Origin of the sequence: Nitrosomonas sp. (assembly GCF_019752415.1) — a bacterium.
Taxonomy (GTDB): domain Bacteria; phylum Pseudomonadota; class Gammaproteobacteria; order Burkholderiales; family Nitrosomonadaceae; genus Nitrosomonas.
The window spans coordinates 16,246-38,761 of sequence record NZ_JAIEME010000062.1 but is presented as its reverse complement, the minus strand read 5'-3'; the positions used below and the strand labels follow the sequence as shown (position 1 = coordinate 38,761).

Sequence of the window (22,516 nt, the reverse complement as noted above, 5' to 3'; positions counted from 1 at the left end):
AAATTATGACCATTGCCGATCCGGTATTTTTAACCGCCGAAATACGCGACATTGAACATCAGACCGCGATGCTTCCCAAACCGCCGCGCTTGATGGAAAAAGCAGGTTTGGCCGCGGCGCAAATCGTCCGTGATCAATTGCACAAAAACCCAAACCATCACGTCCTGGTGCTCGCCGGCCCGGGCAATAACGGCGGCGATGCCTTTGTTGTAGCGCGTTATCTGAAAGAATGGGGCAACGCGGTCACCGTAGTATTCATCGGCGCCCCTAATCGTGTTCCGCCGGATGCCAAACAGGCAATCCAAGCCTGGTTCGACATCGGCGGAGAAATTTCTGCCGACATCCCCGACGGCGATCAAAACTGGGATGCGGTGATCGACGGGCTGTTTGGCATTGGTCTGGATCAATCCCAGAACCGGCCGATTGCGGGCACATACCGGAAATGGGTGGAGACCGTCAATCAACTGAATGTTCCGATCGTGGCGCTAGACATCCCATCCGGCCTGGGCAGCGACGATGGCTGCATTTATGGCACAGCAATCCGCGCCACCACTACCGTGACATTTATTGGCCTCAAACCCGGTTTATTCACCAATTTCGGTCCCGAATATTGCGGCACTGTTCTGCTGCGCGAACTGGATATTCAACTCAATTCACCATCCGCACCACACACCTGGTTGCTCAATCAGAAACTCGCGCAATCGCTACTGCCACCACCCCGTTCCGCCAATAGCCACAAAGGTTCTTTCGGCAGCGTTGCAATCCTCGGCGGTTCTACCGGCATGGTCGGCGCAGCGTTGCTGGCAGGGAGAGCAGCCTTGCATCTGGGCGCAGGGCGCGTCTATTTGGGCTTATTGGCACAGGCTGTGCCGCCGGTCGATTTCTCGCAACCGGAACTCATGCTGCGCTCCGCGTCTGAGCTGTTCACGTTAAAACCCTTGAATTGTCTGGTGGTTGGCCCCGGTCTCGGCAATACAGCGGAAGCATTGTCCTGGCTGGAGAGTGCACTGAATAGCGAAGTGACGCTGGTACTCGATGCCGATGCGCTCAACCTGATTGCACAGCACCCTCATTTGGGCATAAAACTTTGCCAGCGTAACGCTCACAGCATTTTGACACCGCACCCCGCCGAAGCCGCCCGCCTTTTGAACACTGATACTGCCGCCGTGCAAAGCAACCGCATGAATGCCGTGCATCAAATTGCGCAACAGTTCAATTGCTACGTAGTATTGAAAGGCGCTGGCAGCATTTGTTGTTTCCCGGATGGAAAACGTTACCTGAACACCAGCGGCAATCCCGGACTCAGCACCGCAGGCACCGGTGATGTGTTAGCGGGCATGATCGGCGCGCTGATTGCACAAGATTTGAATCCAGATCAGGCACTATTACTGGCGGTCTACTTGCACGGTGCCGCAGCGGATCATTTGTTGCTGCAGAATCATGGGCCATTGGGAATGGTTGCGTCGGAGGTTATAGTTACTGCGCGGTTATTGTTAAATGAGTGGATCTATCAGGGATAAATAATGCAATGGTGTACCAGAGAGTGAGGTGGGCACTATAAGCAGCGTGACTTTCCTTTAGGGAAGCTCTGATTAAGTCCTTCGACAAGCTCAGGACGAACGGCAATGGACGAACGGTAATGTATTGATTACGTTCGTGGTGAGCTTGTCGAACCATGAATGCAATCAACTTAATAAGAATTCCATTAGATTTCATCACTACGCCACAACTGCGCGGCACCCCGTACGCCGGAGCTGTCGCCATGAACGTTTTTCAAAATCGGGGTAATAAACTCATCATTAAAGACATAATGCGCTACCCGCGCACGTCCTTCAGAATAAAATCTCTCTACGTTGGAAAGTCCGCCACCCAGCACGATGACATCTGGATCAAGGATATTCACCACCATGGCCATGGCGCGGCCAAAATGATCAAAAAAACGTTGCAGTGCAGCCTCTGCTAAAGCATCGCCTTGTGCTGCCAGCGCCACGATATCTCTGGCTAGCAATACACTGTCCCCGCCGTGACGTTGAAAATCAGCGGCCAATCCAGGACCGGAAATCAGCGTTTCAACACAGCCTTTATGACCACAATAGCAATCCGGCCCATCCAGCTCCAGGATATTATGACCCCACTCGCCACCAAGATGTTGCTGGCCTTGATGCAATTGTCCGTTGAACACGATGCCTCCACCCACACCGGTACCCATAATCACGCCGAACACTACGCCATTCCCTTTCCCCGCGCCATCCAGAGCTTCGCTCAAAGTAAAGCAATTGGCATCATTGGCAATGCGTAGCGGCCGATGCAGCAGTGTTTGCAAATCCTCAAGCAATGGCCGCCCATTCAAGCAGACGGTATTAGAATTCTTCATGGTGCCCGTTACCGCCGAAATAGCGCCAGGGGTACCGATTCCAATCGAACATTTCTTGCCCATCTCAGCTTCAAGCTCGCCGACAAGTTGCTTCACTGTGTGCAAAATAGCCTGATAACCTTCAGATTGCCGTGTATCCTCACGTTTTCTCAGCAATTCATGGCCATCATGATCCAGCACCACGCCTTCTATTTTCGTACCCCCTAAATCAATACCGATGCGCATAAGTCAATTTCAACAGTTGTTTCAACGCAACAATTTTGCTGGATTGTTCATTGCTTTGCAAAAAAATAGACCGCTCCGCCACAAGTAACGGTGAATTAAGTCCGCAGAGATTAATTGCGATTTTTCGAACTATTGCCTTATTTGTTATAGGGTTTCATTGATTATCCACAATTCCTGTGGATAAGTTTGTGAATAACTACCTGGTTTAAACAATTAACTGATAAATCTTCAAAGATTTCCTTAGATTGATTAATTATTTAACATTTTAATTATGTTATATCTATCAAATAGTTAATTACATCCTATCACCCTAATATGAAACCACTCAAAGTAATCTCTATAACTTATTAAATCTGTGGATCATTTGAATTGTCAAGAAATAGATTTTGAATTTAATTGCAGAAAAATGGGATCAAATATTAGCGCATCGCGCCGATGAAATACGACAATCACTTCACATTATTTTCCGCGCTAACATAGAAAGAAAAAATTTTTGGCTACTGATAAAGATTCTCTCAAGCATGAGCCGCCTGATTTCTCATCAATTCTATTGACATAAATTGCGCTATGCCACACCAAACCTTTCTCACAAAAAAACAAAACCCAGCAATCCCAATCCGTCCAATAGCATGGCATAAGCTTCTGGTTCTGGAATAGGCAACCGGGAAGTTGATGCCATCAGCAGCGCCGCTTGCCGGAGCGCTAACACATCCGCAACCATCGGCATCATTTTTTTATCAGGATAAAAAATACTACAAACCGACCAGCATTTAGATTAGCCAGTGCTCTCGCATTCCCGCCCACATTGGAATCCACATCAGATCCAAACTTGTTGAAGCTATAAACTTTTCTGGCCACTCACCGTTAAATATTAAAAACTTCGGATCAAGGTTTTGATCTGAATCATCCTAAAAACCCATTACAAACTCCACTCGTCATAATTGAATAAATGTTTAAATTACGCTTAAAGATCATTAAACAAAAAGTAAAGAGTCACCCGTCTCATACCAGTGATTTTCTTCGCAACTCTGGCCGTCTAATTCAAGAGAAATTTGACACAATTTTGGATAACGATGCATTACCCTTAGTCATTGCGCCCGTTATTTTTATTGTCCTTGCAGGCTTGGAGTGGTGGCTCTGGAATCTGGAGATATCCTCACCTTCCCCAGTTATTTTAGCAACTATCGCATTTGGCTTAGGTGCCTAATGGTCCTACAAATTACTGGGATATGGAAAATACGTGGATAAGCAGAAAGACATTAATGCAACCACGAATCAGAACCCAAAACTACACGACAAAAATGTATCGAATATTTCATAATCCAAAAGCATTTAGCCCGGATATTGCATAAATTGCACACACAGTCAGGTGTATGAATAACTACACCGCTTCCTCGAAAAATCCCTTATGAAACCACTATCATGCGCGATCATCGTGCGAATTCATGCAATATCCGGGTTAGAATTTGAACCTAAACGGTTTATACTCCTGGTTCGTTTCCTGGAAAATAAACTTCAAAATCAAAATGCCCAGTAAAGTGTATTACAACAGCGCTTGCCCCGTTTGCAATGCAGGAATCAAAGATCAGCGCAAACGCATGCAGGACTGTGGGGTTAACAATATTGAATGGGTCGATGTGCATAACAACCCGGATGCGGTTTCAGAGGTGGAGAGTTCGCTGGAGCAAGTGCGCGAACGATTGTATGTCAAAGATGACAAGGGCCAGCTTAATATTGGTATTGATGCATTTATCCAGCTTTGGCAGCAAACACCGAATCAGCGCTTGCTAGCCAGATTGTTTCAATTGCCCGTCATCCGGTCACTCGCACGAGTAGCCTATAACGGCTTTGCCTGGCTGCTTTATCGCTGGAATCGGGCATTAAAGCACTGGTAGCCCCTTCTCAACCCTGTTTATTCAAGAATATTCTGACATTACACCATTTTCCAGCCCAGATTGGCCTCGGCATAGAGCGGTATCAATTTCTCGCCTGCAAACTCAAATTGCCCCGGAACAAACCATTCTTCTTTTCTGAGTGTGATATAGCCAGCGTTGCGCGGCAATTGATAAAAATCTGCGCCATAAAAGCTGGCGAATGCTTCCAGCTTATCCAGCGCATCGGCTTGCTCAAATGCTGTCGCATATAACTCAATGGCTGCATGCGCTGTAAAAATCCCTGCACAACCACAGGCATTTTCCTTATTTGCTTGCGAGTGGGGCGCACTATCCGTGCCAAGAAAAAATTTTGGATTACCGCTAACCGCTGCTTCCAGAAGAGCTTGTCGATGAATTTCACGTTTCAATACCGGCAAGCAAAAGTAGTGTGGACGGATGCCCCCTTGAAAGATTGCATTGCGATTCAGCAATAGATGATGTGCGGTAATGGTGGCCGCGACCCGCCGGGATGCTTCGCTTACAAATGCCACGGCATCACGGGTGGTGACATGCTCAAACACAATGCGTAAATCCGGGAAACGCTGCGTCAGCGGCGCAAGTATCCGGTCGATAAAAACTTTCTCTCTATCAAACACATCCACATCGGAATCCGTCACTTCACCGTGCACCAACAATGGCAGATTGTTCTTCTCCATTGCTTCCAGGGCGGCATAGCATTTGGCGAGATCGGTCACGCCGGCAGCCGAATTCGTCGTAGCACCCGCCGGATACAATTTCACACCCTGCACTACCCCGCTTGCTTTTGCCCGGATGATTTCTGCTGGCGGCGTATTGTCCGTTAGATAGAGCGTCATCAATGGCTCAAAACCGGATTGCAGGGTTGCCGGCAATGCTGCCAGTATTCGTGCGCGATACGCCAGCGCCATATCGGTCGTTACAACCGCTGGTTTAAGGTTCGGCATGATGATGGCGCGCGCAAATTGTTTTGCCGTATAAGGTAGCACGGCGCGCAGCTGCTCGCCGTCGCGCAAATGCAAATGCCAGTCATCAGGGCGAGTAATGGTTATGCTGGTCACGTTTTATCAGGTGTTATTTTGATTGATTGAATTATAACGCAGCCATTTCGGCTATTCACGATATCCTTTCGCCTTCAAATCCAGCGCCAATTGATAAAGTGTATTTTTGTTTTCGCCAGTAATCACTGTGGCCAGCTTAACTGCCTGCTTTAATGGCAATTCAGCGAGCAAACATTCTAATGTATGCCGGGCGTGTTCGCTGATCTCGGATTTATCCAAGATTTCTGCACCGGATAACAACAAAACAAACTCGCCTTTTTGCTGATTGGTATCTGCCTGGAGCCAGGCAAGTGTTTCTTCCAGCGTGCCCGTGTGGATCGTTTCAAATAGCTTGGTTAATTCCCGGGCGATGGTCAGTTGGCGTTGTGCCCCAAAGGTATCCATCATATCAGCCACGCATTCCAGAATACGATGAGGTGCTTCATAAAATATCAACGTGCAACACTGCGATTTTAATGCAGTCAATTCACGTTTACGCAATCCGGTTTTAGCGGGCAAAAAACCATAAAACAGAAAATGAGGATTCGTAATACCGGCTGCTGACATTGCACAAACAGCAGCATTAGCACCAGGAATCGGAATAACCGGATAACCCTGCTCCCGCACCTGTTTCACCAGAATCGCACCGGGATCGGAAATACCGGGAGTACCTGCGTCTGTCACCAAAGCAACACTTTTTCCGGATTTCAATAGTGTCAATATTTTGTCAGTAACTGCCGTTTCATTGTGTTGGTGCAAGCTGACCAGCTTTGCCGTGATGGAATGCGCTGTCAACAAATGTCTGGAATTTTGTATATGCTCAGCCGCTACCACATCCACTTTTGCCAGCACATCCAACGCACGCAAGCTGATATCGCTTAAATTTCCTATTGGTGTAGCAACCACATATAATGCACTTTTTTCCAGCATAATCCTCACTATGCAACGTTTTCTGACAATTGTTCTGGCGCTAATCTTTGCACTATACGGCAGCCAGATGGCAATGGCCACTCATCCGGAAGAACATTCTGAGCCGTACAGCGCATCCGAACCGCCACTAGTGCCGCATATTGCACTGCTACTACCGCTAGAGTCGCCAGCATTTGGAGTGGCTGCCAACATCGTAAAAGACGGCTTTGTGGCTGCCACAATGCGCGGACAACCACTACCATTGATCATCCGGATATATTCCACCACGGACGACCCGCTCGATACTCTCGTTACTTATTATGAAGCAGTAACTGCTGGCGCTGTATTCGTTGTGGGGCCACTTACCCGCGATGGTGTTTCGGCCACGGCTTCCAGCAGCCAGTTGAAAGTACCAACTTTAGCATTGAATACAGTCGATAATACTGCAACATTGCCACCAAAATTTTATTTGTTTGGCCTGCAAATGGAAACAGAAGCCAGTCAAATCGCGAAATGGGCGCAGAATAGTGACAGAAACCATGCCATCGTCATCAGCGATGACGGCCCGTTATCCAAACGCTTGCAGAATGCTTTCATACAACGATGGCAAAGTGAGGAAGGAAAAACCGCTGAATCATTCCGCTATTCCGAGGACCCAGCCAGACTGCAGCAATTTCGCAACTTGACAGCAGGCAACAATCATTTGGTTTTCCTGGCTCTGGATTCCGCCAAATCACGAGTGCTGCGGACATACCTTGACCCGGATGTGCCAGTGTATGCCACATCGCAGATTTTTACCGGCGCCAACAACTTCCTGCTCAATAATGACCTGAATGGCATACAGTTTCTCGATATGCCTTGGTTAATACAACCCGATCATCCTGCTGTCATGGCCTACCGCCACACCGACAAAGCCCAGAGTCCCGATATGGAAAGGCTTTATGCCTTGGGTATTGATGCGTTCCGCTTGATGACCTACCTACTGCAGCCACAATCCGTTGAAGAAATTTCTTTTGACGGTGTAACCGGGTATATTCATTTTGCACCACCCAATCAATTTGTCCGCGAAGCCGTTTCTGCTCAATTTGAGCAAGGAAAAATCCAACTTCTGGATGTACAAAAAAATTCCATTGAAAATGAAGGGCAGTGATGCCGAGCAAGTAGCCGTATCGTATCTGCAACGGCAACATCTGCTGCTGATTACAAAAAACTATCGTTGCCGTTTTGGAGAAATTGATCTGATTATGCGTGACGGCACCACTTTGGTTTTTATCGAAGTCCGCATGCGAGCCAATGAAATGTTCGGCGGCGCTGCGGCCAGTATCACACCGGCAAAACAGGCCAAACTACTGCGCACGGCACGGCATTATTTATCTGGATTGAACAACGAGCCGCCCTGCCGTTTTGATGCGTTACTGTTATCGGGTATGAATGGACAAGAGATTGAATGGATTAAGAATGCGTTTGGTGAGTGAATTATTAGTTTCTGAATGCCAGATTCTTAGTGAGAAACACAAAACCCAAGTTCGCCCGCCATGAAACGGGACATTACACTGCTGTCCCTTTAGCGAAAAGTGCTACGGCCCGATTCAGGCCTAATTGGCACAATAAGTTTTCACCTAACTTGCAAAACGAAGCGTGATATCGTGGAAAATATTTCTGAACAAGTTCATCGTTTTTAGCACCTGGGTAAGGCAAAACTAATTGGCTGGAAAATATAAAGTAGATGACTGGATAGGTTTTGGGTAAGCACTGCTACTCGATACTTTCTTTGTCGCACTCCACCGAAAACCGGTAACCAGTTCCCCGCACTGTTTGTACCAAATTCTCTTTATCTACCGCTTCAAGAATTTTTCGCAGCCTGCGAATATGGACATCCACTGTTCTGTCCTCGATAAAGACGTGATCGCCCCAAACGCGATCAAGCAGTTGTGAACGTGTATGAACACGTTCTTTATATGCCATCAAAAAATGCAACAAACGAAATTCTGTGGGGCCCAATGCAATTTCAGAGAGTTTCTCTGGCTCATTGATGGGATAAACATGCACTCGGTGCGTTGTTGGATCAAGTCTTAGTCCACCCATCTCAATAATCTCATCCGACATTTCAGGTAAGCGGCGGCGAAGTACCGCTTTAATCCGGGCAAGTAGTTCACGCGGTGAAAAAGGTTTGGTAATGTAGTCATCCGCGCCGGCTTCCAGTCCGGCAATTTTGTCACTTTCCTGAATGCGAGCGGTGAGCATGATAATTGGAATCGCTTTAGTACGATCTTCTCGCCGGAGCTTGCGTGCAAATTCAATTCCACTCATGTCGGGGAGCATCCAATCCAATAATACGAGATCAGGCAAAACGTTGCTAACCATTTTATTTGCTTGCTCAGCGCTAGCAGCACATAAGACCATATGCCCCGCTCTTTTCAGATTGAGTGCAATTAATTCCTGGATTGCAAGCTCATCTTCAACGATTAGTATTGTTACAGCCATGCACTACTCCAATTATATAAATGTAGCTAAAAGATATTGAGATAATATAAATAAAGCGTTACAAATTTATGACAGTATGATGAATATTGTGCTTTCTGCAATAAATGTGTGATTAATTGCCTTGAATAATCAGCCAAAACCTGTGAATTCGATGCTGAAGAGCGGATATGACTCAACCGAACATAATTTTTCCGTTGAGTCAGTCGATTGCATCAGGTGAAAAAAAGGGAAGCCATACGGGTAATGTCAGTACGGCAACTACCGAAATGTAATTGTACGGTGCGCGTGTGCCGATCTGTATCGGTTAACAGGAATGTGCTTTTTTAGCTATTGTTTGATTGATCATCTTCATCCTCCAGTCGCCGCGTAACAGGGAATCTCATCTTAGTGGTGCAATATAAACGTTCAATAGCATATTCGGTTTATATCACCTCTATTGAAGGCGCACCTTCATGAATTTTAAAATATTTATGACATTCACAACAAGTCAGTAAATATTCCAAGCGCTCATTTCAGTACTTTATCCATTTTGATTAAATCCAAATGACATCTAAATGTCATGAAATTGAAATATTCAGCTTGTAGTATGCACAGGCATTACTGATGAGGGATTGCTATCAGATTGGATGCTGTTTATTGCACTCAAATTACTTAATTCAATGGGATCTATGCATAAGTATTTTTCTAAAAAAATAATTTCATTCACCGGGATGGTATTGCTACTCCTTGTTACCTCTGTGGCGAAGGGGAATAGCCTGGAGAATCTGGCAAAAGCGCTGGCGAAGATCCGAGGTGAGGTCGAGACATTGCAAACACAACTGGATACCGAGAAGGATAAGCATGGCAGCAGAATGTCTGCGCTGACTTCGCAATTGGCAGATTTGAGTGTTGAGGAAAGAAGGCAAAAAATGAGTATCGAGAAACTACAGCACTCGATAGAAAAAATGACTGTTAACGCCAAGAAAGCGGAACAATCGGGAGAGAGTCTGAAACCCGTGTTATTAGCGATGCTAGCAGATTACCGGCAGCATATTCAGACAGGTTTTCCATTCAAGCCGGAAGATCGCATCAGGGCACTGGGAGACCTGGAGAGTAATGTTGTTAATCAGCTGATTGATCCTAATAAGGCAGTTAATCAGGCATGGTCGCTCATAGAGGATGAAATTCGTTTAAGTAAGGAAAATGGGATCTATCAACAAGTTATATTTCTAGATGGAGAAAATGTGCTGGTTGATATTGCAAAATTAGGCACCGTTTTTCTTTTCTTCCAAACCAGAGATAGCAGATTCGGGATGGCTAAACGATTGTCTGATGGTGGCTGGAAATATGAAACAGTTGATGACACGAACGATATTGAGCGTATCAAGAATTTATTTGATTCGTTGAAGAAACAAATACGCCAAGGTTATTTTGAATTACCTAATCCGTTGAGAAAATGAATAAAGTATTATTGATATCGTTACTGTTGTTTGCGATTGCAGATACAGTTTATGCCAAAGAAAATGAATCTACAGCTGCTTCAGAAGCTGTCTCCGTATCAGCACCCGAAGAAAAACCCAGTGTGGCTGCGCCCCCCAAGAAGCAGAATTCACCTAAGCAGGAAACAGTTAATCTGGAAACTGCTTACAAACGTGAATATGCTTTCCTGGAAGCGCAGAAGCGGGAATTGGTTGACCGGCTAAAAAACTATCAATCCAGCGCCAGTCGTGAGGAGCAAGCACTGAGCAGTAAGATTAATGGCCTTGAGAGGACTTCAGTTGAACGTTCAGCCAGAATTGATCAACTGAATGCACAACTGACAGAGGTTGAGCGTAAAGAAGCCTCTGTAACTGAGCGCAGTGATGCCTTGGAGACGACCTACCTGCAGGCAGAAGCGACCCTTGAAAATCATGGGATTGAGATACCGGCATCGATTAAAGAGACGCAAGGTAATGATCTCGTCAAAGTAGGGTATTTGTTTAGGCAAGCGCTATCTTTAATTCAGGGGCTTGGAGCGATTCAGTCAAAACCGGGGAATTTCTTTTTAGAGAGTGGCAAACAAACGCAAGGGACAATTATTCATTTAGGCAATATCGCTGCCTATGGTGTTAGCGATGAGGGAAGCGGTGGATTAGTACCCGCAGGCGGCGGCAATTTCAAAGTATGGAAAGATTCCGGTGCTGAGAATGCTGTCGCACTGAGTAAGAATGAGCAACCTGACCTATTAAAGCTATTTCTATTTGAGTCGCGCACTAACGCAATTGATGAAACCCGCGAAAAAACAATCCTAAGTATTATTGACTCAGGAGGGCCTATTGGCTGGGTCATCGTAATACTTGGCGGCGTTGCACTGTTTCTTATTCTCATCCGGGCTTTTTTGCTGCGCTCGAATGGCGCTAACACAAATAAGCTGACAGATCAGATCATTCAGCAGCTTGCTACAGGGGAGCTGGATGTCGCTAAAAAAAGCTGTGAAGACGATTCATCCGCTATTGGGCGGGTTCTGCACTATACCTTGCGTCATTTGAAAGATGACAGAGATCACATGGAAGGCATTGTATACGAGGCTATCCTGCAAGAATCCGGCCCGTTAGACCGGTTTGGGCCAGCCATTCTGGTGATTGCCTCGATTGCCCCGCTCCTTGGTTTATTGGGAACGGTGACAGGGATGATTGAAACTTTCGACATGATTACTGAGTTTGGTACCGGCGATCCCAAATTACTTTCTGAAGGCATATCGATCGCACTGGTCACCACCGAATTGGGATTGATTGTTGCAATCCCGACTTTGTTGTTGGGATCTATATTGTCTACCTGGGCAAGAAACATTAAGCGCGACATGGAGCATTCGGCACTTAGGATCATTAATGTTTTTCTGGGTGGCGGGCTTGAGTTGGATGAATCGAATGTAGCGGCTGTTGAAGAAAATTTCGCTGTTGTATAGCGCACGAAATGGATCCTACAGAACTCATTATATTGACCAAAGCGTTGTTTGTTGCAGGCGGGATAGTCATGCCGCCGTTGGTGCTTTGTATTTTGTTACTTTGGTACGGATTGGGTTATCGATTCTGGGTCATGAAAGAGCCCAGATCGATGGGAGTGCGCGATATGTTGAAATACTATCAGGAGCACAATGAAAAGCCAGCCAAAAATATTGTAGCGCGTGCGGTCAAGCAGGGATTAGCGTTTAAAAATAAAGGTGTCAAAAATCTGCGGCGCCACCTGGATGCGGCTTTTTATGAGTATGAAAGAGAGATTGGTAAATTCTCTGTGCTTATTCATGTAGTCATCCTTATTTCTCCGTTGCTGGGATTGTTGGGAACTGTCATTGGAATGATCGAGACATTTGATTCGCTGGCGACCATGACATTGCACTCTCAATCGGGTGGAATTGCCGGCGGGATTTCACAAGCCTTGTTTACTACGCAAATGGGGCTAACGGTTGCGATTCCCGGATTATTGGCGCATAGCATCCTCATTAGGAAGCAGCGCCAGATAGAGCAAGATCTTTCACAGGTGAAAGACCTATTGTGCCATCAAACAACTAAATCTAACGTGAAGTAATTAATTATGAGACCCAATGAGTCCAATGAGGTGGAAGCTACAATCGATATGGCGCCATTGATTGACATCGTGTTTATTTTGCTGATTTTCTTTATGGTTACGACGACCTTCGTAAAAGATATGAAATTGGAGCTAGAACGCCCCAAGGCAAGCAGTTCGACGGCCGCATCGAGCAAAGCCATTCGTTTGTTTATTGACCGGCATGGCGACACTTATCTGGATGGTGAGCCGGTTCGTTTGTGGCTGATACAAAGTAAATTGCGCGATTTATTGAGTACTGCTTCCAGCAAAGTAATTTTAGTAGTTACGGATGAAGGTGTTCCTGCGGGGAAATTGATTGAAGTAATCGATCAAGCACGCTTGTCGGGGGCAGAGAGTGTAGGTGTTGCAACTAAAAAAGAAGCGGGGTAAACGATATGGAAACGAAACAATTAAATCAACACGCGGCAGGGGCTGTGTCGATGTTATTGGGACTGATTTTAGTTTTCGGTCTGATAATAACGATGAATCATTACATGGGAAAGATCGAGAGAGCGCCTGCACAAGAAGTGACAGAAATCAGTATGACCAGAGAGATAAAACAAGAACCCAAGAAGGAAATTAAAAAAGTAGAGCCCAAGAAAGTTACTCGACCTCAGGCACCTGCGCCTTTCAAAGGGCTTGACACGGCTCTTTCTGGCATTGACTTGGGATCGTTGGGTTTGGATGATGGGCAAGGCAGAGGGCTGGATGATGGTCTGATCGGCAAAACAGGTAATGCCGTGATGACGGCAGACTTAGTGGATGTTCCACCGAAACCCGTCACCAGAGGGGCTTTCAGATATCCGCCCGCAGCCAAGAAGAATGGTGTGAAAGGCTATGTCCTCTTGTCGGTACTTGTCGAGATTGATGGTTCAGTCAATCAAGTACAAGTGTTAGAGTCGAATCCGTCTGGAATCTTTGATGCGGCTGCTGTGCAAGGTATCCGTGCTTGGCATTTCGAACCGGCAAAATATAAGGGAGATACGGTCAAAGTATGGGCAAAACAAAAGATTCGTTTTGATCTTTCCTAATGTTCTCGCTTAATGTTTAATCACGGCGAAATAAAATGAAATACCAGATCCGGATAGCCAAGCCAATTCAATACCTCATTGTTGTTTTTATCCTTGGATATTGCAGTAGCGCTGCATGGGCAACCGAGAAGAAAGTACAACCTACAGATTTTATTGAGCTGGCTGCGGTCATGCTGAAAGATGGCCATAGCGATCGTGCGTTATTGGCATTGCAAAGTGTTGATCTGGAAAATAAGAAAACAGACTTGGTAAGATTCTATACGCTGCAAGGTCTTGCTTATATGAATCTAAATGACCTAGAGGCAGCCAAGGATAGTTTGCAGCAGGCTGTTAAAAATGGACAGAAAGACCCAGCGATTTTTATCTATTTGGCGCAAGTTTATTTTGGATTGAAAGATTATAAGCAAACGATTCAGGCCATTGTCAAAGCGGGTGATCAGGCCAATAAAGATGCTGCTTTAATCAGTTTAAAAGCGGAGTCCTATTGGCACTTGAAAGAAACCGATGCGGCCATTAATGCTTTAAATGAGGGGCAGAAAATTTTCCCAGGAGATTTTCGCTTTCTGAAGCGCAAAGTTTTCTATTTTGTTGAACTGGGGCTATACCAGGAAGCCACGAATCTCGGCAGAGAATACCTTAAGCGATCTAAAGCGGCGGCGGCCGATTATATCGCTCTCGGAAATGCGCTGAGACTCAGTAGAGAATACTCAGAAGCATTGAGTATTCTGGAAATTGCCCGATTGCAGTTTCCGCAGGATGAAATGATTGCAAAATTGCTCGCACATACCTATTTGGATCAAGGAAAATTTAATTCAGCGGCATTCATTCTTGAACAAGCCGCGTTACTGAATCCAGCCTTGCAGGCGGAGGCAGCAGAGATTTATCGGCGTGCGGGTCGTTTTCATAAGGCATTAACGTTGAATGAAAGTATCGGCGATCAAAAAATTAAGCTGAAGCAGCGGTTATCTATTCTTCTGGCATTGAAGCAGTTCGAGCGTGCGGCCAATATGGAATCCAGTTTGTATCGCACTGGGTTATTGGAAGATCAAGATGTGCGCTATGCGCTGGCCTATGCCTTATTTTCAAGCGGGCGCTTTCCCGAAGCGAACAAGCACTTGGATCATTTAAAAAATGCTGAGCTATTTAGAAAAGGAACAGAGCTTCGTCGTTTGATGGAAGTATGTAAAGCAGAGCCTTGGCAATGTACGTAATACCGTTACTTACAATTCAAGCATCGTGCAGCGGGTATTTACTATCACGGTCTGTAACCAATCAGCCGGCTGAAAACCCCGAGCGGAAGACATCATCGTCTGTTGTATTTTTGTTTATACCGCCTTAGCGCCTATCTAACTTATACCCTTAATTGACTAACTCTAATTTATCTTCATGAGCAATCAGATTGCAGGTGAAGAGAGGGCTTTTTACGCCAAATGAACACTCAATTTTACAAATTTTTCCGGTCTTGTGTTTTGCGAACAATTGTTGACTATCAATCTGCTTCTAATTCTCAAAGCGGGAACCGTCGAAATATCCTGACGCACTATTTACTATTTTTGCTCGTTTTTATTGCAGTAGGCTTGGTAAGTCCTTCTGCTTGGGGAGACACGGAAAAAGCCGAATTCTCAATCCACCTATTCCAGGATGGACTGCCGATTGAAGATGCTGAGTTGTCCATTAGCAGCGAAGTATATGAGAGATCGAATCCTAAAATGATCTTTGAGGTCATTCCATCAACGTTTAGTTGGCGAGCAGATGGGGATTCTTCCATTAAGACCAATGCGAATGGCAGTGTGGCTGGGAGATTACCTCCCGGCTTTTATCATATGACGATCAAGACGAAAGATCAGGTGTTTAATTTTGATCTGCCACTGCGTCCGGCAGAGAACACGCAAGTCCTGATCACTTTCTATCCGAATAAAAAGAAACCATTACTGAATATTGAAAGTTCATTGTCTGGCATTATCGGGCCAGATATCGCTGCGGAAAAGCCGCGAGATCAAGGCGAGGGCACAGTCAATGTACAAGTAATCTCTGCAGAAACGCAAAAACCAGTCAAAGATGTGCAAGTTTTTCTGAGTGGATCGAAACAGAAATTAAGAACCGATGAGCAGGGGCGAATCGCTGCGACGGTACCCGCAGGCAGTTACAGCGTGTCGTTATTACACAGCGCTTATAGCAGTCAAGCGCAGGATGATGTGAAAATTGAGAATGGGAAAAATACTGATTTAAGTTTTAAATTGACGCCCGCAGGTGTTGAATTGGCTGAATATGTGGTGTTGGAGCCCCATCTCGCCGGAACGGTTGCTTCCATTATCGAAGAACAAAGAAAATCAACGGCTGTAGCAACTGTGATAGGTGCTGAACAATTTAGCCGGGCGGGTGATGGGGATGCCGCCAGTGCGCTAAGAAGGGCATCCGGACTCACGCTGGTAGGGGGGCAATTTATTTTTATCCGTGGACTGGGCGAGCGATTTTCAACCACGCTGGTAAATGGCGCAGCAGTCCCTAGCCCAGATCCGACGCGACGCGTTGTCCCTATGGATCTTTTTCCGACTAATATTCTTGAGAGTGTGATGGTGCAAAAGACTTATTCAGCAGATCGACCGGCTGAATTTGCAGGCGGTACAGTGGAGTTGCGCACACGCGGCATTCCCGATGCATTTTTCTTCAATTTAAATTTGCAAACGGGTATGAACGATAATACGACTTTTCAGGATGGTTTGGCTTATAAAGGAGGAGGAACTGACTTTACCAGTTATGACGATGGGGCACGCGCATTGCCTGATGCACTGGCAGATGCGACCAAGAATGGGAATCTGCAACCAGCATCTGTTTTTAATCCAAATGGTGTGACACCTGCGCAACTTGAGAAATTGGGTGAAGGCTTATCAGGCGTGTGGGATGTGAATAAGAAGAAACGTGGGCCAGATACTGGCTTTCAAGCATCAATGGGAGATAGCTTCTCGTTTGGAGACTTTAGGTTGGGATATATTGCCGCAGCAGGCTGGAAACGGGAATTCAGAAACCAAAATGAAGTCAACCGTGAATTTAGTGCAACTACTTCCGGCATTAAGCAAATCCAGGATTTAGATGTACAAAGATCGCTGAGTGAAGTGCAAGTGACCGGTTATGCCGCGACGGAACTGGAATACAAGGATAAACACCGTTTATTTGCCAAGACCATGTTTCTCCGTCAGTCATTTGACGAAGCCAGGATTTCTCAAGGCTTTGCCGATGCGGAAACGACCGATATTCGCAGAACGCGGATGAGATTCTTTTCTAATCAATTATTAATGAATCAATTTGGTGGTGAACATCGATTTGACTGGTTGAAAGATTTTTCCATCAACTGGTTATATACCGACGCGACTGCTAACAGGGATGAGCCTAAAACAAGGGATTACCGCTATGATGTGAGTCCACAGACTGGCAATTATAATTTATCTCAGCGAGCGGATAGTAATTTGCTTACGTATTCAGATCTGATCGATAAAGACCAAAGTTGGCGGGTAGATGGAAAATTACCTATGCAGTTAACACCGAGTCATAAGGTGACTTTCAGTAGTGGATTTATTACGCAGAGCAAAACTAGGGACGCCAATGCGCAGCGCTTTAGTTACTTTAGATTTGGTCCTGATGCATCTAGGCAAGATGTTCTTGGACAACAATCGCTAGAAGGTATTTTACAGCCTCAATATATTGGTCCTAATGGATTTCAACTTCGCGATGTGTCACGTAAAAGCGATCAATATACCGCTTCTCAGAACTTACTGGCTTACTATGGAAAGCTTGATCTGTTGTCTTATGACAGGCTTAATATTAGCGGGGGGTTGCGTTGGGAGGATAATGATCAGAAAGTAAATACATTTCTGAGAAACCAGCCATCAACAGCACGGCTAAATCGAGTTGATATGTTGCCATCGGCGACGGCAACATTATTTCTTACCGACAATCAACAACTGCGTGCAGGATTCAGTCAAACGTTGTCGCGGCCGGATTTCAGGGAATTATCGTCAGCTCCTTTTATTGATATTAATACCAACCAGGAAACCGTGGGTAATCCATTATTGAGACAAACGGCCATTACTAACTGGGATTTACGTTGGGAATATTACTTATCGCCGACCGAAAATATATTTGCTGGTTTTTTCTGGAAAGATTTAACTAATCCCATTGAATTGGTTGCTCAGCCAGGAACCGGTGCCTTGAATACTTTTCAGAATGCTGATAAAGCAACGGTCTACGGATTCGAGTGGGAGCTGCTAAAGAAATTGGATGTAGTGCATCCGCTGTTGCAGAATTTTTATGTTGGCGGAAACTATACGTGGTCTCAATCCAATGTTCAATTGAACGCTCAAAACCTTACAGCCCAAACGACGAATAATCGGCAATTGCAAGGGCATTCCGAACACATTGTAAATTTTCAGATTGGGTATGACAATCCTATTTGGAAAACACAAGCCACCCTGCTATACAACGTCTCCAGTGAACGTATCGTAGCTGCTGGACAATTGACTGCGCCAGATAAATATGAGAAACCCTTTCATCAACTAGATTTTGTATTTAGCCAGAATTTGTATAGAGGATTATCGATGCAAGCTAGTATGCAAAATTTGCTGGATGATGATGTGCGCGTTATGCAAGGCGATGAAATTAGTCGTCAATTCCGCCGTGGGCGATTTTTTAATCTGAGTGTTCGTTTAGCCTATTGATATTGTATCAACGCTATTTCCTGTTTCATTGGCAGTGCTCATCCCCTGCATTCACCGGGTTATATGCGAACGTCCGCCCCCGATTCCTGTCGATACTTGAATGTCGTCAATACACCTTGTTGTAGATAAACCCCCGGGCTTGTTCAGCCCTAGATTAAACAGGAGCCTGGATCTATAAAGATCGGTACAGCCATCGTTTCATCATCGAAAGCAGACCAATTTCCGCAGATCAGTGGACAAGGTTTTAGCGGATCGGCATCACTCTGGATGTGCTTCCAGGGGAAACATTTTTTTATTTCAATTCACTCCATGACAGGTGTTTTACATACTAATGTAATATGCCTGTCATGTTCGCCTGTTAGATTGGCCCTACCCTAATAAAACTTGGAGGTGGGCAATTTATGTTTAAATCAAATTGTATAAAAGAAAGATTAATGGCTGCGTCAGCAGTTCTATTGAGCACCGTCACATTAAATGGCTATGCAGCAACAGCGACCTTCGATCCGTCAGCGGGGGTTGTCGATCTCCCGGTCGTTGAAGTGCTGAGTGGTGGGTCATCTGCATTCTACAGTGCTCAATTACAACTCAGTGGAAATGAGTTGCAGTTGGTTTCTGCCAGTCCTATATCCGCAACGACAGGACAGCGTAATGTTTTTGATTCTGACACGGGTGCAGTTCATGTTGCTTCAGTTGGAGTCGGTGCAGATGAATATTACGCTAAATTGAAATTAGTGCCTGGGTCTAATCCATTGCGTTTTGAAGTCGATCAATTGGCAAATAATGCGTTCCAAAGATGCCCGGATTTTGCACAACCTGGAGCCACATCAAATTCTTGCGTCTTAAGTGGTACGATTACGACAAATGCCACCTTGACAAAAGACATTGTGTGGGTTTTAGATGGTCCTGTCTATGTGGGTGGTGATAATACACAAAGTGCTACTCTGACCATTAATCCAGGTACCAGAATCATTGGTGTAGGTGGTCAGGGAGATCAAGCAGCTTATTTATGGATCAGGCGTGGTTCAAAAATTATGGCGGAAGGCACGCCGGATAACCCGATTGTCATGACCGGTCCCAGTGAAGCATCAGCTGGAGAATGGGGTGGCTTGCTTATTTCTGGCAATGCACCGGTAAATGGCTGTAATGAGGGTGTGCCTGTTTGTGAAGTTCCTTTTGAGGCCGTTGTTAGTGAGTTTTATGGCGGAAATAATCCAACCGATAATAGTGGTGTACTCAAGTATACACAAATCCGGTTTGCTGGAAGTGCTGTGCGCCAGGATGAAGAACTCAATGGCTTGACACTGAATGGTGTTGGTTCAGGAACAGTTATTGATTATGTACAAGTTCACGAAGGTTTAGATGATGGTATCGAAGTCTTTGGCGGCACGGTACAGATGAAGCATCTGGTGTTGACTAACATTCAGGATGACTCTTTGGACTGGACCAATGGCTGGCAAGGACGTGCGCAATTTATTTTAATTAAACAGACTGCAGCAATTGGTGATCGTGGTATCGAAGCTGATAATAACGAAAAGAATCAAGATAGCAGTCCGCGTGCTCAACCGATTCTGTCCAATATCACAATTATTGGTCGCGCAGGGGATACAGCTACCCAAGGCATTTTGTTACGTCGCGGAACTGGTGCAAATTTCTTTAACACAGTCGTTACTGGCTCTCCAGCTTGTTTAATGATCGATAGCGCTTCGACCTTCGAGAATGCCGGCTCACCGGGTAGTTTGACGGGCGAATTAACTATGGTAAATTCTTTTGTGCAATGTGCTAGTAACTACAAAGATGGCACAGATGCGACATTTACAGTAGCCGACTGGTTTACGTCTCAATCCGGGAACAAGGCAGAAGATCCTCTCTTGAGTGGCTATTTGCCGGCTACCGGATCGCCGCTGATACTGGGTGGTGCTGCTGTTCCCGATTCTTTCTTTACTGTCGTGGATTACGTTGGCGCGTTCAAGGATGCGAATGACAACTGGACCGAAGAATGGACTTTTCCATTTAACTAAACTGTTATTAAAAAAGTATGTTGCTTATGCATTAAGTAGCAAAGCTTTTGATCAATTCAACTAATCTCCTTCTGTTGAATATAAGAATCGCTGGGTTTGGTTTTATCAGCCCAGCGATTCTTTCTTTTAAAAGCCGTACAGATTCGTTTTGAAAATTCTATCTTTACTCTGTTTCCAGTATTTCTGCATTGAAATACTTTGTTCACTGTTCTTCTAAGATTCCGGACTGAAAGAGCAGTATTCCGGGATAAACACGAAATCATCGACATAAAATAGTCATCAAAAATTCATTCTGCTGACATCAGCGGTTAATGTTGGGGTTATAAAGTGACAGCGGTTAGTGCGGCTTATTCCATCGGATCGTCTTTAAGCATGACTAACGATTTGTGTTGATACGGAAAGATGAATATTTTTTGAGGAGTATAAAGCCATGAGCGACAATATTTTTATGATCGTGTCAGTGGGTGTTTGCTTTGTTATATTAAGTATTACCTGCGGCATTGTAATTTATGGCATGGCGTTAGATTGGGATAGTATTTCACGCGTCATTCTAGGAATTTATCTCTATCAGGCTTACCTCTTGCTCAGAATTGTCTGGAACAACCCCAGCAATCAGAAGCAATCTTCACAAGGAAAGGCTTCCGTAATGGTATCCAAGGAATCTTATAGGCCTCTGGCCACCCGATAGTCATTCTACCCTCCCCTCTAGCTAGGAGGCTGTCCAAGAATAGTGATCGTAGCGAGGAAAAGCTATTTTGAGACAGATTTTTCGATTATTTGGGGCGAATAGTAATTCTATTTAACGAGAATAATCGGAAAATATGGCCAAAATAGCTTTTCTGCAGTAGATCGCTCTATTCTCGGACAGCCTCCTAGGTAGAAAAACCGCTTAACCCAAGCATTCTGTAGCTAGGAGTGTCACAACGATCCAGGAGATCGGGGGCGTTTTGAATTGGGTTCTATGTTTGCTTTGTTTCATTATCTCAAACCGCACCTCCCAGTCAGCTAACTGCTGACAGTCGTTGGGAGGATTAACCTACCTGTCATAATTCTGCAACATCATCTGATTATGATCTCATCTCACTCAAGTTCCATTTCTTCCGATAGGAGATTTCTAGATGAAGCTGCAATTTTTTCTTGCGCTGCTTGCTACCACTGCAGCATTGATCGTTACTCCTGGTATTTATGCCGCCGATATTACCGGTGCTGGCGCAACCTTTCCTTATCCGGTTTATGCTAAATGGGCTGATGCCTATAAAAAACAAACCGGTGTTCGTATGAATTACCAATCCATTGGTTCCGGTGGCGGCATCAAACAAATCAAAGCCAAGACCGTTGATTTCGGGGCATCTGACAAACCCTTAACATTGGAAGAGCTAGAAATTAACGGACTGACCCAATTCCCGACAGTACTGGGGGGCGTGGTTCCAGTGATTAATATTGATGGCGTCAAACAAGGACAGATCCGATTAACCGGAACAGTTCTGGCTGATATTTTTCTCGGTAAAATCAAGCGCTGGAATGATCCTGCGATTGCTGGTCTAAATGCCGGTATTGATTTGCCAGCCAGTAACATTACCGTGGTGCATCGTGCGGATGGCTCAGGTACGACTTTCTTGTTTACCGACTACTTAAGCAAGGTCAGTCCGGAGTGGAAAGAAAAAGTCGGTGCGGATGTTTCCGTAGCCTGGCCTGTTGGTACCGGCGGTAAAGGTAACGAAGGCGTGGCTAATTTCGCAAAGCAGATCAAGAATTCGATTGGTTACGTCGAGGCAGCTTACGTGAAGCAAAGCAAGATGAACTATGTTCAATTGCAGAACCACGATGGTGCATACGTGATACCTACTGAGGATAGTTTCAAAGCTGCGGCTGCCAACACGCAGTGGGATAAGGCTCCCGGGTTTTACGAAATTCTTACCAACAAACCTGGCCAAAACAGTTGGCCGATTACCGGCGCTACCTTTGTCCTCATGCATAAGTCTCAAGTGAATCCTGCTCAGGCTTTAGCGGTTCTGAAATTCTTTGAATGGGCGTATGCCAGCGGTGATGAAATGGCACTGGAACTGGATTACATTCCGCTGCCGGATAGTGTGGTGCAGCTGATTGAGAGTTCCTGGGAAGCTAATATCAAAGGTAAAGATGGTAAAGCCATTTTCTCAGTTAAGCACTGATAAAAGTAAAAGGCCAGAAATCGTAGCGTGAGATATATTCAGTGCCACGCCTGGTGATCGCCAGGTGTAGCTACAAGA

Annotated in this window: 20 protein-coding genes; 15 read left to right on the top strand and 5 right to left on the bottom strand. The window is 45.3% G+C overall.

What is annotated here, in order from left to right; translation table 11 throughout:
* The first annotated feature begins 5 nt into the window (after positions 1-5).
* Positions 6-1,520 (top strand): NAD(P)H-hydrate dehydratase, encoded by a 1,515-nt coding sequence (locus K2P83_RS10335; protein WP_292928901.1) that lies wholly within the window; start codon positions 6-8, stop codon positions 1,518-1,520.
* Between the two features lie 185 nt (positions 1,521-1,705).
* Here the strand turns inward: K2P83_RS10335 and K2P83_RS10330 are convergent, their stop codons facing one another.
* Positions 1,706-2,599 carry an ROK family protein gene (locus K2P83_RS10330; RefSeq protein ID WP_292928888.1) on the bottom strand — a complete coding sequence of 298 codons (894 nt, stop codon included), beginning with the start codon at positions 2,597-2,599 and terminating at the stop codon, positions 1,706-1,708.
* A 586-nt stretch (positions 2,600-3,185) separates the two neighbouring features.
* Positions 3,186-3,329 (bottom strand): PEP-CTERM sorting domain-containing protein, encoded by a 144-nt coding sequence (locus K2P83_RS10325; protein ID WP_292928886.1) that lies wholly within the window; start codon positions 3,327-3,329, stop codon positions 3,186-3,188.
* Between the two features lie 219 nt (positions 3,330-3,548).
* Here K2P83_RS10325 and K2P83_RS10320 point away from each other — a divergent pair, with 219 nt between their 5' ends.
* On the top strand, positions 3,549-3,806 hold the full coding sequence (locus K2P83_RS10320; protein ID WP_292928884.1) for a hypothetical protein: 258 nt from the start codon (positions 3,549-3,551) through the stop codon (positions 3,804-3,806).
* A gap of 319 nt (positions 3,807-4,125) precedes the next feature.
* On the top strand, positions 4,126-4,494 hold the full coding sequence (locus tag K2P83_RS10315) for a DUF393 domain-containing protein (RefSeq protein ID WP_292928882.1): 369 nt from the start codon (positions 4,126-4,128) through the stop codon (positions 4,492-4,494).
* 38 nt (positions 4,495-4,532) lie between these two features.
* Here K2P83_RS10315 and pyrC read toward each other — a convergent pair whose 3' ends face one another.
* Entirely contained in the window at positions 4,533-5,570 is a 1,038-nt protein-coding gene (pyrC, locus tag K2P83_RS10310; protein ID WP_292928880.1) for a dihydroorotase, read from the bottom strand.
* 51 nt (positions 5,571-5,621) lie between these two features.
* Complete coding sequence (rsmI, locus tag K2P83_RS10305) at positions 5,622-6,479, bottom strand: 16S rRNA (cytidine(1402)-2'-O)-methyltransferase (RefSeq protein WP_292928878.1); 858 nt, start codon at positions 6,477-6,479, stop codon at positions 5,622-5,624.
* A gap of 10 nt (positions 6,480-6,489) precedes the next feature.
* Between rsmI and K2P83_RS10300 the strand changes: the two genes are divergently transcribed.
* Both K2P83_RS10300 and K2P83_RS10295 read left to right on the top strand, forming a co-directional pair.
* Complete coding sequence (locus tag K2P83_RS10300; protein ID WP_292928876.1) at positions 6,490-7,608, top strand: penicillin-binding protein activator; 1,119 nt, start codon at positions 6,490-6,492, stop codon at positions 7,606-7,608.
* Positions 7,595-7,933: a YraN family protein gene (locus tag K2P83_RS10295; protein ID WP_292928874.1), complete on the top strand. Its 339-nt coding sequence runs from the start codon at positions 7,595-7,597 to the stop codon at positions 7,931-7,933. Before K2P83_RS10300 ends, K2P83_RS10295 begins: the two co-directional genes overlap by 14 nt.
* Before the next feature lie 280 nt (positions 7,934-8,213).
* Here K2P83_RS10295 and phoB read toward each other — a convergent pair whose 3' ends face one another.
* Positions 8,214-8,942 (bottom strand): phosphate regulon transcriptional regulator PhoB, encoded by a 729-nt coding sequence (gene phoB, locus K2P83_RS10290; RefSeq protein WP_292928872.1) that lies wholly within the window; start codon positions 8,940-8,942, stop codon positions 8,214-8,216.
* Between the two features lie 668 nt (positions 8,943-9,610).
* Here phoB and K2P83_RS10285 point away from each other — a divergent pair.
* The 10 genes from K2P83_RS10285 (at position 9,611) to pstS (ending at position 22,438) form a co-directional block, all read left to right on the top strand.
* Positions 9,611-10,381, top strand: a complete 771-nt coding sequence (locus K2P83_RS10285; RefSeq protein ID WP_292928870.1) for a DUF3450 domain-containing protein — start codon at positions 9,611-9,613, stop codon at positions 10,379-10,381.
* Entirely contained in the window at positions 10,378-11,865 is a 1,488-nt protein-coding gene (locus K2P83_RS10280) for a MotA/TolQ/ExbB proton channel family protein (protein WP_292928868.1), read from the top strand. Before K2P83_RS10285 ends, K2P83_RS10280 begins: the two co-directional genes overlap by 4 nt.
* A gap of 8 nt (positions 11,866-11,873) precedes the next feature.
* Positions 11,874-12,485: a MotA/TolQ/ExbB proton channel family protein gene (locus K2P83_RS10275; protein WP_292928866.1), complete on the top strand. Its 612-nt coding sequence runs from the start codon at positions 11,874-11,876 to the stop codon at positions 12,483-12,485.
* Positions 12,486-12,491: 6 nt separating this feature from the next.
* A complete protein-coding gene (locus K2P83_RS10270; RefSeq protein WP_292928864.1) occupies positions 12,492-12,896 on the top strand; it encodes a biopolymer transporter ExbD in 405 nt (134 codons plus the stop codon).
* A 5-nt stretch (positions 12,897-12,901) separates the two neighbouring features.
* The gene (locus K2P83_RS10265) at positions 12,902-13,537 is read left to right on the top strand and encodes an energy transducer TonB (RefSeq protein ID WP_292928862.1); all 636 of its coding nucleotides are present in this window, start codon (positions 12,902-12,904) and stop codon (positions 13,535-13,537) included.
* Between the two features lie 35 nt (positions 13,538-13,572).
* Entirely contained in the window at positions 13,573-14,748 is a 1,176-nt protein-coding gene (locus K2P83_RS10260) for a tetratricopeptide repeat protein (protein WP_292928860.1), read from the top strand.
* 342 nt (positions 14,749-15,090) lie between these two features.
* Positions 15,091-18,249, top strand: coding sequence for a TonB-dependent receptor (locus K2P83_RS10255; protein ID WP_292928858.1), 3,159 nt, complete (start codon positions 15,091-15,093; stop codon positions 18,247-18,249).
* A gap of 434 nt (positions 18,250-18,683) precedes the next feature.
* Positions 18,684-20,267, top strand: coding sequence for a hypothetical protein (locus K2P83_RS10250; protein WP_292928856.1), 1,584 nt, complete (start codon positions 18,684-18,686; stop codon positions 20,265-20,267).
* Between the two features lie 430 nt (positions 20,268-20,697).
* The gene (locus K2P83_RS10245) at positions 20,698-20,955 is read left to right on the top strand and encodes a hypothetical protein (RefSeq protein WP_292928854.1); all 258 of its coding nucleotides are present in this window, start codon (positions 20,698-20,700) and stop codon (positions 20,953-20,955) included.
* Positions 20,956-21,385: 430 nt separating this feature from the next.
* Positions 21,386-22,438 (top strand): phosphate ABC transporter substrate-binding protein PstS, encoded by a 1,053-nt coding sequence (gene pstS, locus K2P83_RS10240; protein ID WP_292928852.1) that lies wholly within the window; start codon positions 21,386-21,388, stop codon positions 22,436-22,438.
* Positions 22,439-22,516: the final 78 nt, after the last annotated feature.

Excerpts from the sequence above, each read along its gene's own strand:
- K2P83_RS10335 (WP_292928901.1), top strand. The coding sequence starts at position 6 with ATGACCATTGCCGATCCGGTATTTTTAACCGCCGAAATACGCGACATT.
- K2P83_RS10330 (WP_292928888.1), bottom strand. The coding sequence starts at position 2,599 with ATGCGCATCGGTATTGATTTAGGGGGTACGAAAATAGAAGGCGTGGTG.
- K2P83_RS10325 (WP_292928886.1), bottom strand. The coding sequence starts at position 3,329 with ATGATGCCGATGGTTGCGGATGTGTTAGCGCTCCGGCAAGCGGCGCTG.
- K2P83_RS10320 (WP_292928884.1), top strand. The coding sequence starts at position 3,549 with ATGTTTAAATTACGCTTAAAGATCATTAAACAAAAAGTAAAGAGTCAC.
- K2P83_RS10315 (WP_292928882.1), top strand. The coding sequence starts at position 4,126 with ATGCCCAGTAAAGTGTATTACAACAGCGCTTGCCCCGTTTGCAATGCA.
- rsmI (WP_292928878.1), bottom strand. The coding sequence starts at position 6,479 with ATGCTGGAAAAAAGTGCATTATATGTGGTTGCTACACCAATAGGAAAT.
- K2P83_RS10300 (WP_292928876.1), top strand. The coding sequence starts at position 6,490 with ATGCAACGTTTTCTGACAATTGTTCTGGCGCTAATCTTTGCACTATAC.
- K2P83_RS10295 (WP_292928874.1), top strand. The coding sequence starts at position 7,595 with ATGAAGGGCAGTGATGCCGAGCAAGTAGCCGTATCGTATCTGCAACGG.
- phoB (WP_292928872.1), bottom strand. The coding sequence starts at position 8,942 with ATGGCTGTAACAATACTAATCGTTGAAGATGAGCTTGCAATCCAGGAA.
- K2P83_RS10285 (WP_292928870.1), top strand. The coding sequence starts at position 9,611 with ATGCATAAGTATTTTTCTAAAAAAATAATTTCATTCACCGGGATGGTA.
- K2P83_RS10280 (WP_292928868.1), top strand. The coding sequence starts at position 10,378 with ATGAATAAAGTATTATTGATATCGTTACTGTTGTTTGCGATTGCAGAT.
- K2P83_RS10275 (WP_292928866.1), top strand. The coding sequence starts at position 11,874 with ATGGATCCTACAGAACTCATTATATTGACCAAAGCGTTGTTTGTTGCA.
- K2P83_RS10270 (WP_292928864.1), top strand. The coding sequence starts at position 12,492 with ATGAGACCCAATGAGTCCAATGAGGTGGAAGCTACAATCGATATGGCG.
- K2P83_RS10265 (WP_292928862.1), top strand. The coding sequence starts at position 12,902 with ATGGAAACGAAACAATTAAATCAACACGCGGCAGGGGCTGTGTCGATG.
- K2P83_RS10260 (WP_292928860.1), top strand. The coding sequence starts at position 13,573 with ATGAAATACCAGATCCGGATAGCCAAGCCAATTCAATACCTCATTGTT.
- K2P83_RS10250 (WP_292928856.1), top strand. The coding sequence starts at position 18,684 with ATGGCTGCGTCAGCAGTTCTATTGAGCACCGTCACATTAAATGGCTAT.
- K2P83_RS10245 (WP_292928854.1), top strand. The coding sequence starts at position 20,698 with ATGAGCGACAATATTTTTATGATCGTGTCAGTGGGTGTTTGCTTTGTT.
- pstS (WP_292928852.1), top strand. The coding sequence starts at position 21,386 with ATGAAGCTGCAATTTTTTCTTGCGCTGCTTGCTACCACTGCAGCATTG.